At 67.9% G+C, this 13,378-nt stretch carries 7 protein-coding genes and 4 tRNA genes; 5 read left to right on the forward strand and 6 right to left on the reverse strand.

Annotation, left to right across the window (positions count from 1 at the left end):
* Positions 1–226: 226 nt before the first annotated feature.
* From D5S19_RS09725 to D5S19_RS09740, 4 genes are all read left to right on the forward strand, one after another.
* Positions 227–1,285, forward strand: coding sequence for a ParB/Srx family N-terminal domain-containing protein (locus D5S19_RS09725; protein ID WP_120023025.1), 1,059 nt, complete (start codon positions 227–229; stop codon positions 1,283–1,285).
* 428 nt (positions 1,286–1,713) lie between these two features.
* Positions 1,714–2,658: an ABC transporter ATP-binding protein gene (locus D5S19_RS09730; RefSeq protein ID WP_120023026.1), complete on the forward strand. Its 945-nt coding sequence runs from the start codon at positions 1,714–1,716 to the stop codon at positions 2,656–2,658.
* Positions 2,655–4,004, forward strand: coding sequence for an ABC transporter permease (locus D5S19_RS09735; protein ID WP_120023027.1), 1,350 nt, complete (start codon positions 2,655–2,657; stop codon positions 4,002–4,004). The genes D5S19_RS09730 and D5S19_RS09735 overlap by 4 nt, the downstream gene beginning before the upstream one ends.
* Before the next feature lie 90 nt (positions 4,005–4,094).
* Complete coding sequence (locus D5S19_RS09740; RefSeq protein WP_456061903.1) at positions 4,095–6,740, forward strand: phosphoesterase; 2,646 nt, start codon at positions 4,095–4,097, stop codon at positions 6,738–6,740.
* Positions 6,741–6,936: 196 nt separating this feature from the next.
* Here D5S19_RS09740 and D5S19_RS09745 read toward each other — a convergent pair whose 3' ends face one another.
* The 5 genes from D5S19_RS09745 to D5S19_RS09765 form a co-directional block, all read right to left on the reverse strand.
* The gene (locus D5S19_RS09745) at positions 6,937–9,351 is read right to left on the reverse strand and encodes a DUF7617 domain-containing protein (protein WP_120023029.1); all 2,415 of its coding nucleotides are present in this window, start codon (positions 9,349–9,351) and stop codon (positions 6,937–6,939) included.
* A gap of 1,520 nt (positions 9,352–10,871) precedes the next feature.
* Positions 10,872–10,946: transfer RNA gene (locus D5S19_RS09750), tRNA-Val, on the reverse strand.
* A 1-nt stretch (position 10,947) separates the two neighbouring features.
* Positions 10,948–11,018 (reverse strand) — tRNA-Cys (locus D5S19_RS09755).
* 25 nt (positions 11,019–11,043) lie between these two features.
* A tRNA-Gly gene (locus D5S19_RS09760) sits at positions 11,044–11,116 on the reverse strand.
* 139 nt (positions 11,117–11,255) lie between these two features.
* A complete protein-coding gene (locus tag D5S19_RS09765) occupies positions 11,256–11,681 on the reverse strand; it encodes an SsgA family sporulation/cell division regulator (protein WP_098509629.1) in 426 nt (141 codons plus the stop codon).
* Positions 11,682–12,054: 373 nt separating this feature from the next.
* Here D5S19_RS09765 and D5S19_RS09770 point away from each other — a divergent pair.
* Positions 12,055–12,126, forward strand: a tRNA-Val gene (locus tag D5S19_RS09770).
* 117 nt (positions 12,127–12,243) lie between these two features.
* On the opposite strand, the gene D5S19_RS09775 is transcribed toward D5S19_RS09770, so the two are convergent.
* On the reverse strand, positions 12,244–13,374 hold the full coding sequence (locus D5S19_RS09775) for a tyrosine-type recombinase/integrase (RefSeq protein ID WP_120023030.1): 1,131 nt from the start codon (positions 13,372–13,374) through the stop codon (positions 12,244–12,246).
* Positions 13,375–13,378: the final 4 nt, after the last annotated feature.

The raw sequence follows: 13,378 nt of genomic DNA on the forward strand, positions 1-13,378 counted from the left end.
ACTCAGAGTCCGTTAAGGGACCCTTCACAGCTCGACCTCGTCGGACGGGTGCGTCGGGAGGGCGGGCGGGTTGTCTTTTCGGCACCGCCCGCCTTTGCGCACCCAGGTGAATTCCGGCGGTGCAGTTCACCACCCCGTCACCCTCAGGCCACCTTGCCGTCGGGCGGTGTTCCGCGGCGGACCGCAGGATCTCGCTGACATTCCTTGACTTCCCTGGGGTGAAAATATGCGAATTGGTGCGAAATTCGGTCGGATCGCCACGGCCGCCGTGGTGGCGGCCGCCGGTCTCGGCGTGGCCGCCTCCGGGGCGAGCGCGGCGCCGGGCACCCACCCGTCGTTCTGCGATCACGACAACCGGTCGACGCCGTACGCGGCCTACCTGTGCGCCGCGGCCGGTGAGCTGCTCGACGTCCGGATCGGCGATGTGCACCCCACCCAGCCCTCGCTGGGCTACGACGAGGTCTACTACAAGCTCGGCCGCTACACGCTCGGCAAGGACAAGATCAACAAGCGGTTCGACGACTGGTGCGAGGCCGACGGCCGCGACTCCGCCGGCTCGGTCCCGGCCGGCGCGCGGCTCGCCGACCCGTCGTCGTTCACCTGCAAGCTGGACGTCGGCAAGGAGACCGCCGCCAGCGTCGCGGCGATGAAGACGGTCGTGATCGGCCCCGGCGGAGAGCCGTTCCTGACCGACGGGCACCACACCCTCACCGCGTTCGCCGAAACTCCGGACGGAGGGCTGAACCTGCACGTCCGCCTGCGGGTGCTGGCGAACTACAGCACCCTGACCCGGCAGGACTTCTGGGTGCAGATGCAGGCGCACAAGTGGGTGTGGCTGCGCGACGCCGACGGCAACCCGATCACCGTCAACAAGCTGCCGAAGTCGGTCGGCCTGGCCTCCTTCGGCAACGACCGTTACCGCAGCCTGCTCTACTTCGGCCGCGACATCGGCTACACGCAGACGGATTTGCCGTTCCAGGAGTTCTACTGGGGCGCGTGGCTGCGTGACGCCAAACCGGTCGACCTGAGCAAGTGGGACAACCGCGCCCTGGACAGCTACCTCGCGACGGTGAAGTCCTTCACCGAGGCGATGGTCGCACTGCCGAAGAACACCGTCGTGGACAACGGTTTCACGGCCGCGGACCTGCACGCCATGGACAAGTGGAACGACGGATCGGCCCCGGGTTCCGGCGAGTTCGGCAAGCTGAGCAAGCTCTACGCCGACAGCAAGCCCGGCAAGCTCGGGTATGCGTTGGAGTACAAGAAGGTTCACGACCTGGCCTGAGGCTCGCGAAAGGCGGCCGGGCGAGTTTCCTCTCGCCCGGCCGCCTTGTCTTTGCCGTGCGCGAGCTGCGGTCACACCGTGGGGAAGCGGGGCCGTCGAGGGGCTGAGCGGGCGAAAGCGGAGGCGCCGACGTCAGAGGTTCAGGTCGACGGTTTACCACGGTCTGTCACCTGGTTCTTGCGTCTCGCCATCTCCGGTTCCTCGTGGTGACGGTGGGGTTGGTCCCCGGGCTCACCGTCCTTTTCGGACCACGTCCGGCGCTTCCCGGACGACCCCTCGCGCGACGTTATGTCCGTTTAGTACCAGTAAGTTCCCGGCGCACGCCGCGGTGCGTCCGTTCCGTGTTCTTGCGGTGTTTGTCTCTCGCTTGGCTGGGGGTTGATTGCCGAACCTAAGTTCTCATCCCGGTCCACGCAGGGAAGGGAACCATGGAGCGACCTCTCGCGATCCGGGCGCGCGGCATCACCAAGACCTTCGGTGACGTCATCGCGCTCGACGGTATCGACCTCGACATGGCCGAAGGCCGGATCCACGGCCTCGTAGGCCCGAACGGGGCCGGGAAGACGACCCTGCTGGGCCTGCTGCTGGGCCTCGCCGCCCCCGACGAGGGCACGCTGGAAATCCTCGGCTCGCCGGTCGGCAGGACGCTGGAGACGCCGGACGGAGTGACCGGCTTCGTCGACGGACCGGGCCTCTACCCGTCGCTCTCCGCCGAGCAGAACCTCGCGGCACTGGCCGCCTTGCGCGGCCGGGACGCGGACATGTCCAGCGTCGCGGACGTGCTGGCGCAGGTCGGCCTCAGCGACGTCGCCGGCGACCGGGTCCGCGGATTCTCCCTCGGCATGCGCCAGCGGCTCGGGCTTGCCGCCGCCCTGCTGGCCAAGCCGCGGCTGCTGGTGCTCGACGAACCGGCCAACGGGCTCGACCCCGCGGGCAAGAAACACGTCCACCGCGTGCTCAACCGGCTCGCCGACGAGGGCGCGACCGTCGTGTTGTCGAGCCACCGGATGGACGACGTCGAGGCGCTGTGCACCGAGGTGACCATCGTCGCCGCCGGCCGGGTCGTGTTCACCGGCCCGCGTACCAAGCTTTCGGCCGAGACCGGCGAACTCGACTACCGGCTGCGCACCTCCGATCCCGGCGCCGCCCGTGAACTCGCCACCGAAACCGCCGGAGTCCGGGTCGTCGAGGAATCCGAGGACGTGGCCCGCGACGACGCCGAACTCCTGGTCGTGCGCGCCTCGGTTCCCGCGCTCGACACCCTCGTCGCCGGTCTGGCGCGTGCCGGCATCGCGGTGCGCGAACTCGCCCCGGTCACCTCGCCGCTCGAGGCCGCGTTCCTCGCCCTCACCGATCAGGAGTCCGCGCGATGACCGCGACCGCTGCCGAGACCTCCATCGCCCCGCGCGTGCCGATCGCGCGCGGCCTCCGCTTCGAGCTTGTCAAACTGTTCGCGCAGTGGCGGATCCGCCTTCTGGTGCTCGCCTGCTGGATCGCGCCGGGCCTCGTGGTCGCCGTGGTGAGCCAGCAGGATTCGCTGCCGGTCGACTCCCTGTTCGGGCGCTGGATGGGCCAGTCCGGGTGGGCCGGTTCGCTGGTATTGCTGGGATTCGCGGGCAGCTACGCCCTGCCGCTGCTGACCTCGATCGTCGCGGGCGACGTGTTCGCCGCCGAGGACCGGCTGGGCACTTGGCGCCACCTGCTGGTCGCGGTCCGCTCGCCCCGGCGGATCTTCGCCGCCAAAGCGCTGGCGAGCCTCGCCGTCGTCCTCGTCATGGTCGCCGGCCTCTGCGCGTCCGGCGTGCTCGGCGGCGTGCTCGCCGTCGGCGCCCAGCCGCTCGTCGGACTCGACGGGAACCTGCTCTCCACCGGGGACGCGGCAGGCAAGGTCCTGCTCGCCTGGCTCAGCGTACTCGCCCCGACCCTTGCCCTCGCCGGAATCGGCCTGCTCGGGTCCGTCGCGTTGGGACGGTCGCCGATGGGCCTGCTCGTGCCCGCCGTCGTGGCGTTTGCGCTGCAGCTGTGCCAGCTTCTGCCCCTGCCGGTCGCGGTCCGGCTCGCGCTGCCCGGCTACGCCTTCATCGCCTGGGACGGACTGTTCACCGACCCGGTGCAGCTCGCGCCGTTGATGATCAACGTGGTGGTCAGCCTGGCCTGGGCCGCCGCCGCGACCGCGCTGGCGTTCGTCCTGTTCCTCCGCCGCGATTTCACCGACCTCGCCTACGACGGCTCCGGACGCCGGGTATGGCTCTTCGGCGTCCTGCCGCTGGCCGGACTGCTCGCGGTGTCGACCGGCGTCGTCGCGGCCTCGACCCCGTCGCTGGGCTCCGGGATCGCCAAGGACACCGTCCAGGATTCGGTATCGGTCGCCTTCGCCCACCTCTACCGGATGCAGACCCGGCAGCTCAATCGCCCCGCGGTCACCGAAGAGCAGCTGCGCGCCGGCGCGGAGTGCGTGAAATCCGGTGGCAAGGGCGAACAAGAAGGACCGGGTAACGACTGGCGCTGCGTCGTCACCTGGCATCTCCCCGGCGTGGACGCCGCCGGCACGGCCATCTACCAAGTCCACGCAACCCCTGACGGGCGGTACACCGCCGACGGCGATGGACCGAAGGAAGTGAACGGCTACTTCCTGGTGCACACCCCGCGAGGAGACGCACCGAACCCGCTGTGGCAGTTCGACGGCAACGTCGAACTGCTCCCCACCACGAAGGGATAGTTCGCAATGCAGGTAACGCGCCTCAGACGGCGTGCCGGGAAGCAGACGCTTCACGGCCGGCGCCGGCGGTTCACCCTGGCCGGAGCCGGAGTGTCCGCGATCGCGCTCGTCGTCACCGGTACAGGCATCGGCGTCGCGCAGACAAACCTGTTCGGGACCGACCAGGTCGGCCAGAACACCGACAACGGACTGGTCGCCTCCTCCGACCAGTACCTCAAGCCCTACGGCGACCGCATGGTCCTGCAGAACGGCAAGATCATGTCGTCCGCCCTCAGCCCGGACGGCACGCACCTGGCCGCGTCGATCACCGACGGCGGCATGGCTTTGTCCATTGTGGACCTCAAAGGCTACCGGGTCCAGCAGTACATCGGCAACAACGCCGCGGCGGACCTGCGTATCCCGGGCAACGACATCGGCCAGGAAGGCCCGGCGTACTCTCCCGACGGCAAGACGCTGTGGCTGGGCCAGGCCGACGGATACCGCAAGTTCGCGGTGAACCCCGACGGCACGCTGGCGAACCCCACGTTCGTCAGCATCCCCGCGGTCGGCGGAAAGCGCGCCCTGGCAAGCGAAGCCGCCTTCTCCGCCGACGGCTCGACCGTGTACTCCGCGGTCAACGGCCAGAACCGCGTCGTGGCCATCAACGCCGCCACCGGTGCCATCGTGCAGAGCTGGACGGTCGGCATCGCGCCGCGCGACCTCGCGCTGGTCGGCGGCAAACTCTACGTCAGCAACGAGGGTGGCCGTCCCGCCAAGCCCGGCGAAACCACGATGAACTCCTACGGCACCCAGGTCCCGGCCAACGGCGACACCGGCGCCTCCACCACCGGCACGGTCAGCGTCATCGACCTCGCCAACCCGGCCGCGACGCCGGGCAGCATCGACGTCGGCCTGCACCCGACCTCGCTCTACGCCAAGAACGGCGCCCTGTTCGTCACCAACACCGCGTCCGACGACCTGTCGGTGATCGACACGGCCAAGGACAAGGTGGCTCAGACGATCGCCACCAGGCCGTGGTCCGAGGCATCGGCCGGATATGAGCCCACCGCCACCACGCTGACCGGCGACGGCCGCCTTCTGGTGACCCTGGGCCGCGCGAACGCGGTCGCGGTCTACAAGTACGCCAACCCGCTGGAGCCGGTCAGCTACGTCGGCCTCCTGCCCACGGACTACTTCCCGTCGGAGATCGCTCAGGTCGGCGACCAGATCGTGGTCACCAACACCCGCGGCATCGACGCGCGCCGCTCGACCACCGACCAGCACCGCACACACGACACCACCGCCAGCCTGACGCACTTCACGCTGCCGGGCGACGACGTGATCAAGGGTGAGACCGGCACCGTCTTCACCCAGAACGGCTGGCGCGGCAACTCGCTCGCCAAGGCGGACAACACCGGCAAGGCGCAGCCGGTTCCGGTCCCGGTCAAACTCGGTGACCCCTCGACGATCAAGTACGTGTACTGGGTCGTGAAGGAGAACCGCACCTACGACCAGCAGTTCGGCGACATCGCCAAGGGCAACGGGGACCCCTCGCTGGCCTCCTTCGGCCAGAAGGTGACCCCTAACAACCACGCGCTGGCCAATCAGTTCGGCCTGTACGACAACTTCTACGACACCGGCACCAACTCGGCCGAGGGCCACAGCTGGGTGACCCAGGCCGACAACCCGGAGTACACCGAGTCCACCGCGGGCGAATACCTCCGCAGCTACGACACCGAAGACGACGTCCTGGGCCACCAGCGCTCCGGCTTCATCTGGACCGGCGCGAAGGCGGCCGGCAAGACCGTCAAGAACTTCGGCGAATTCCAGGACTTCGAGCAGAAGCCGGCCGGCGCCACGTGGCAGAAGTACTACTGTGACGCGAAGACCATGGCCGCGACCGGGCAACCCAGCGCCTACCCGATCAAGACCGGTTCGGCGATCCCGTCGCTGAACGAGGTGTCGGTGCCGGGCTTCCCGCACTTCGACCTCAACGTTCCCGACGTCTACAAGTACGAGGTCTGGAAGCAGGACTTCCAGAAGAACGGCCCGGCGAACCTCAACATGATGTGGCTGTCCAACGACCACACCGGCGGTCCGGCCAACGGCCCGGCCCAGGTCGCGGACAACGACCTCGCGCTCGGCAAGCTCGTCGACACGGTCTCGCACAGCAAATACTGGGCGCAGACGGCCATCTTCGTGGTCGAGGACGACTCGCAGGCCGCGGCCGACCACGTCGACGGCCACCGCGCACCGGTGCAGATCATCAGCCCGTGGGCCGGCCATGGTGCGGTCGACAGCCACTACGGCAGCCAGATCACCCTGCTCCGTACTGTCGAACAGATCCTCGGCATCCAGCCGATGAACCAGAAGGACACCGCGGCGTCGCCGATGCGCCACGCGTTCACCCCGAGCGCCGACTTCACGCCGTACACCGCGGTGCCCAACCAGGTAGCGCTCACCGACGGCCTGAAGACCCTGCCCGAATGCGGCGCCGACACTCCGGCCGCACCAGCCCAGGCCACTGCGGTGCCCGCGGACAAGACCCAGCTCGCGGCGCAATGGTCGAACTGGAAGACCCAGCAGCAGGCGAACGGGACGGCCGACAAGGTCGACGCGTTCAACCCCGCACAGCTCAACCACCTCGACTGGTACGAGGCACACAGCTGGCAGCAGCCGTTCCCGGGCGAGAACAAGTTCTACGCTCCCGACGACGTCCCCGGCGCGCTCATCCCCGGCGCCGACGCCGAAGGCTGAGCTGAGCGGCAGTCCCGGCCGTTGAGGGCGGAATACCCGGGACTGCCGCACCACAGCGTGATCGACTGACTCCCGCAAGGGGTTCCACGAAGCGCTCGGCCGGGCTTCCAGCCGAGTCGCTGCTCGGTCACAAGACTGCCGCGGTGCCACCGATGCCTCTGCCCGGTGGCACCGCGGTTTTGTGTTGGTCAGGTGCTCAGCACCAGAGAAGGGAACAGGCCACCGCCGAGGATCCGCTGGTCCTGGACGGCGGGGTTCCGGCTGGAGAGTTCGCGGGGGTGTAGGTGGCCGACGCCGTGTTCGTGAACGGCAGCAAGGACAAGAGCAGCGACGTCGAGCAGAAGATCTGTTTGCTCTCTCCTGCCGCGAGGCCGAAGGTACCTGCGGCGGACCGGCACGACGGAACTGCACTGTCGTTGATGGTGGCGCCGGTGATGCCGGTCGGACCGGCGTTGGTCACCGTGATCCGCCAGTGCGGGTTGGCCAGCAACAAGCCGAGCAAGCCCGGGGTCGCCTGTTTCGCCCATGGCCCTGGGCCGCCGGGTTGGCAGTTGTTGTCATTGTTCGATGCGCAAATCTCCTTGTTGATCGTTACTGCCGGCTGGCAGGCCGGCCCCGGCGCGACCGGCAGGTTCACGGTGTTGGAGGTGAGCGTTCCGGTGGTGTCGTCACCGGTCGCGGTGTCGGACACCCCGGTCGCGGTGCAGGTCGGGGAGACCGTGGTCTTGAAACAGACCTGTGGTGCGTCGCCGTCGAACGCCACGACCAGATGCGGCTGGTTGCCGCCGGTGAAGTCATTGCTGTTGTTCAGCACGAGGTGTGCGGAAACGGTGATGCCGGGATGTGCGGCCGGGGAGATTCCCGACAGGTCCAGGGTGCCGTCCGGGGCGAACGCGGGATGGGCGATCACGGAACCGCCGGTGTCGCTGACCTCCGCGGTCGACGCGGTCAGGTTGACGTTGGCCAGGTTCATGTTGTCCAGGCGGGCGTCGGTGTAGCTGCGGATGTGGCCGGTGGCGCCATCGCAGTAGAACGCCGACGGCGACAGCGTGACCTCCGCCCCGCTGTGGATACACGGCGAACTCGACGTGGTCGGGTCCTCGGAGAACAGGATGCCGGCGTCACCGAGTCCGAACAGGCATTGGGTGACCTGGTCGTACGCATAGCCGTAGTCCCGGGTGACGCCGCCGTTGGCGCTGGGATGTGTTGCCGGCAAAGGGAAACCAGCGCACGCTGCGGCCGTGTTCCAGTCGTAGCAGACGGTGTCGCCTGTGCTCGACCCGCCCCAGGTCCCCGTGTAGCTACGCAGGTGGCCGTCCGGGCCGGTAGCGGTCTCCGGGTTGAAAATCAACCGGTTGGCCAAGGAGTTGAACACGGTCGGAGCGGCCAATGGGGCACCGCCCACGGTGAAACAGGTCGTTGTCGACGTGGGATTGCCGGTCGTGGTCGCGCACGCGCCGACGGAATTGCTCGCGGTGTCGTATGCGGTGTAGGCGTTGTACGTGGAGTTGCCAGGCGGCGCGATCGCCTGCGGGGTGGCCCAGCCGGAGCAGGCCGTCGCCGTGGCCGGGTCGAAGCAGCCCAGCACCGGGGCGCCGCCGGCCGGCGAGGACGAGGCGAACACCTTGCCCCCGGCGATGGCCATCGAACCCATGTAGTTGGCGCCGGGCGAGTTGTTGTTGGCCGGCACGATCGGGGCATACGGCTGGCCGGCGCACGGGGAGTGGGAGGCGATGGTCAGGCACAGCACCTGACCGTTGCTGCCGACGCCGTAGAGGTTGCCGGCGGTGGTGACCAGGCCCGCGAGCCCGTTCGCGCCGCCGGGACCGGTGGCGATCAGCGGGAAGTACCCGCAATTGGCCCGCGTGCCGAGGTCGAGGCATCCGACTCCCACCGAGGAGGCGGTGACGGCGGCGTAGTACACCACGCCGGGCCGGCCGGGGTCCTGGACGTATTGGGGGGTCAGGGTGCTGGCGATGTCGCCGGTGGAACCAGTACCGAACGGTCCGGGCGCGGTGTTGACCGGCCGAGGCCATGGGCCGCCGGCGCACGGTGCGCCGGCCGTCAGGTCGGTGCAGACCAGCTTGGGCGCCGCGGCAACCAGGTGGTGGTACATGTTCCACGCTTCGACCGTGCCGCTGGGCCGGCGGAAGATGATCGGCGTGTAACCGTCGCCGCCGGTCGGGGTCGCGGTCGGCTTCACCGGCGCGAGCAGGATGTTGGCCAGGTTGGTGCCGCCTGGCCGGGCGCCGGGATTGGTCGCCCGCACGGCTACGGTGGCGGTGCCCGGGTCGGTGGTCTGATAGTTCGTGCCGTCGGTTGACCAGGACGGTGTCCAGCCGGGTGGCACCTGGAGCGAGCCCGGCACGTAGGTCTGCGTGGTACCGGCGCCGTTGATCGGATCGGTGATGGTCGCCGCGGATGGTCCAGCCGGGCCGTTGTTCTGGTAGTTGAGCACCCAGTTGAGAGTGTCGCCGTGGTTGACCGGGTTCGCGCCGGGACTGGTCACGTCCTGAGCGCTTTTGGTCAGCACGGACGGCGCCGCGGGTGCCGCGGCCGCGGGAGCCGACACGCCGGCTGCCGCCGCCACGAACGCTATGCCGATCGTCACTGTCGAGCGTAGGTGCACCGTTGTTCTGCCAAATCTTCGACCCATACTCTTCCTCGCTCTCAAATGGACTGGAACGGAAAATGCCCACCCCTGCGTGAACGCGATCCTAGGAAGAGGGCCACGGCCGGGCAATGAGGGTCGCCGGGACGCCAGTGTTGTTGCTCTGTCTGCGTAAACTCCCATGTGGACTGTGCGACCCTGAGCGCAGGTTCGCGTCGAACGACTGGGCGGAATGGGTCATCCGATAGTCCGAACGATTCCTCGCGGAAACATTTACACACGTGCCCGGTGGACAGCCTATCGGAATATTCCGCTCGAATGACGCGCGCGGTAACGATTCCGTGAAAGGGGCACCGCCGGTGGAGCTGTCCCGATCAGGGTAGTGATTTTCAGTTTTTCAGAAGGGTGGAAAAAGTCCGCCGTACCGATTTGGTCGACACTTTGGCCGATGCATCGCCGGACGAGCAGAGAGGGGTGCTATTCGGGCAGTCACTGTGATGACCTGACTTTCGTGGTTGCGCGGCGGCTTGTGCCCAGGCGTGACGGCGCGTACCGGATGTCCAGCAGGCTGTGGCAGAGCAGTCCGAACGGGAGGGTGCGTTCCACAGCTTTGGAAAATGGTTGCGCGTGCCTGACGCCAAGAATGTTGAACCGGCGCTGGGCCTGCCGCCGCGGGAAGAAACGCGCTGTGGTCGCCGTCGCCTACTTGTCCCAGTCGACCCGGAGCAGAGTGACGGCACAACTCGTCTCTTCAGCCCGCCTTCTCGTCCTCGGTGGACACACGCGCACGACGCTGAGCGTCATGCTCTCGCCATCGAGACGCCTCTCAAGGAAGTCGGCGGGCGGCTTCTTGAAGGTGGGCATCCGGCACTGGGCGGGCGAGACGACGTCCCCGGTCCGGTGCCGACCGGCACGGGCCGGAGAAGGGGAAGTCAAAGAAGGTGTGGACGAAGACCCACGGGACTCGGTGGGTGGAACTGCCGCCCAGCATTGCCGTGTTCCACGAAGAGCTGATGGACAGCCATCGTCATCCCTTTGTCCGGTGTTCCCCAGAGCAATCCCGTGCGCCGGTCGAACTTCCGCAACCACTTCTGGCGGCCGGTGTGGGACGGCCTCGACCCCAGCCGGCCGGGTGCCGGCAAGCACCAGCCGGCGGTCTTGTCGATGTTCACGTTTCATGAGGGTCGGCACAGCCACAACACCTGGCTGAGGACGGGATCCCCAAGGTGGCTCGCCGGGCTCGGCCCGGGCAGAGAAGATCAAGGGGATCGCGCGGGTCTACGACCACGCGACGCCCGGAGATGCGGCGACGGGTCGTCCTGGCGCTGGAGACTCGTTGGGCGGCGTCGCTGCTGGCGTTGACGTCCGGCGAGCGGGCAGTGTTGGGGGAGTGGTTCCCGCACCTGCGCGTGACCTTGTGCGCAGCGGCAGGTCGAGCCGGCCCGGCCTGCCGTCTCCTTTTCGACAGTAAAGCCCTGCTCCTCCGAGGAGGAACAGGGCTTCTGACCTGCGGTGTTATCTGGTGCGCGATACTGGGATTGAACCAGTGACCTCTTCCGTGTCAGGGAAGCGCTCTCCCGCTGAGCTAATCGCGCGAGGTGGAGACGGGATTCGAACCCGTGTACACGGCTTTGCAGGCCGTTGCCTCGCCTCTCGGCCACTCCACCGGTTACAGGCCCCGAGGGCCTTCCGAGCGGACGACGGGATTCGAACCCGCGACCCTCACCTTGGCAAGGTGATGCGCTACCAGCTGCGCTACGTCCGCACTACCATGGTTTCGACGCGGTTCCGCCTGCCTTGTCGGCCGGTGTCCCGCACCCCGTCGCCGTGGTGTGAGAGAACCATATCGGACTCCCGAAACCGCCCCGTCACCGGGGGGTCCGCAACCGGTGACGGGCTCGTGATCAGGTCCGATCGTTCGGGATGAGGTGGGTGAGCGCGTCGTCCACGTCGACCCACAGGTGCTCGTTACCCGGCAGCACGACGTCGTAGGTGCGGTCGAGGAAGTCGGCCAGCTCCTGGGCGGCGGCCTCGAACATGGCGTGCCCGGACGGCGAGTTCAGCTCGATGAGCACCGACTCCGGGTCCTCCACTGAAGGCCGGATCCGGACGTCCCCGTCACCGGCGTCGGCGAGCAGGCCGTCGGCGAGCAGATCGCGGGCGTACACCCATTCGACCCAGCCCGCGCGTCCGGTGCGGAAGGCGGCGACGACCGCGTACGGGTCCCGCGTGTCGTAGCGCAGCTCAACCTTGACCGGAACCGCCGGCGAGCGCGGCGCCAGCAGGTCGAAGACCGCCGTCGAGCGGAGCGTCACGTGATCGTTGCGCATCGTCCTACCCTTCGTCTCCCTTCCCGGCCCGGGCGACCGAGGACGGCGGTGGGACGCCCCGGGGCACCGGATCTTTCGCGAGTGCGCTCGAGATCACCCGTTCGAGGTCCGGTCGCCCTCGCTGGCCCTTCGCCGTCCGCGCCGCGCAGCCTGCTGCCGACGCTGACCTACATACTGCGCGGTTCGGCCGCCGTGCGATAGCACCGTCGCACGGATGTCGAACGGGCCCGCGCGCGGCCCCTCCCTGGCAGGGCCTTGGCTAGCTCGGGGTTGTTCGCTCCGTATTCGCTGGTAGACGCGCTGTGGTCGGAAGCGACCACCCGTTTGCAGGCCCCCGAAAGTCGTGTTGTAGAGTTCTCCTCAACACCGCAAGGGGCGATTAGCTCAGGGGGAGAGCGCTTCGTTCACACCGAAGAGGTCACTGGTTCGATCCCAGTATCGCCCACCGTGTGTTGTTGCTGGTCAGATGGCCTGTCGATGATCTTTGTCGGCAGGCTTTTTCTGATTGTGGGGAGCAGATGGGGAGCACGGTCTCCTGACCACAAGCCCTGATCCGAAGGGGTCATGCCGCTTCTGGCGCTATAGTGGGACTTTCGGTCCAGGTCCAGCCGCCGTCCTGCTCCCACCGCTGCTGGAGGGCCTGCAGTGTCTCCTCGATCATCTGCTGGGTGATGTGGGAGTAGAGGTCGTCGACGTCTTCGCGTTTGTGTCCGAGGCGGACCAGCCGCAGGATGCGTCGCACGTGGTTCTCGATCAGCCAGGTCTCGTGTGTGTGGCGTAGGTCGTGAAAGTGCATCTCCTTGTTCAGTGGTGACCATCCCTTCTGCTCGTCCCCTGCCAGCGCGGGCAGCCACACCCGGCGGCGGAAGTTGGACCGTCGGTGCAACCCACCGTTGACTCCGGTGAACACGAACTGCGCGTCCGGGTTGCGTCCCGGTGGGCTCGTAGCTCGTCGGCGAGGAAGGGTGGCAGGTGCACGGTGCGGACACTGGCGGGGGTCTTGGGCGGGCCGAGTTCCAATCTGCTCTTCATCTCGTGCAGCGCGCCGAACTTCGGGTCGACGTCGTGTGGGGATGTCGTCGTCGAGGTGGGTGCGGGTCCATTGCAGCCCGGTGATCTCGCCCCACCGGAGTCCGGTGTAGGCGGCGGTGATGGTCATGAGCCCGTTGTCGGGTGACATGCGTCCGGCAAGTGCGTCGACCTCGTCGGTGGTGGCGTGCGGGCGCTCGGGCCGGTCGGCGAACGTGATCCGTAGTTTGCGGCAGGGGTTGGCGCCGATGAGTCCTTCGTCGACGGCTTCGCCGAGGATCATGGAGAACACGACGAGGATGTCCTGCGTGCTTTTGTCGGACAGCGTCGGCCGGAGTGTCTTGTTCACCCATCCCTTGACCGCGATCCGCGGGATATCACCCACGGCGGAGCCTGACCAGCGGGGCCGGATGTGGGAGTCGCAGGCCGCCCAGGTGATGTCGGCGACGCGGTGCGCGTCCGACCACTGGCGGACCCATTCGTCGATGGTGGTTTCGGCCAGTCGCGGGTCGACGAAGCGGCGGCGGCGTTGGTCGGACTCGATGTCGGCGGCACGGTTTTCCTCCTCGTTCCGGTCGGCGAAGCCGGTTTCGGTGAAGATGGATCCGTCGTCGAGCCGGTAGCGGACACGGAATCCGTCCCCGCGGTGTTCTGCCCATGCCATGGCT

The organism is Amycolatopsis panacis (assembly GCF_003600245.1).
GTDB classification, from domain to species: Bacteria; Actinomycetota; Actinomycetes; order Mycobacteriales; family Pseudonocardiaceae; genus Amycolatopsis; species Amycolatopsis sulphurea.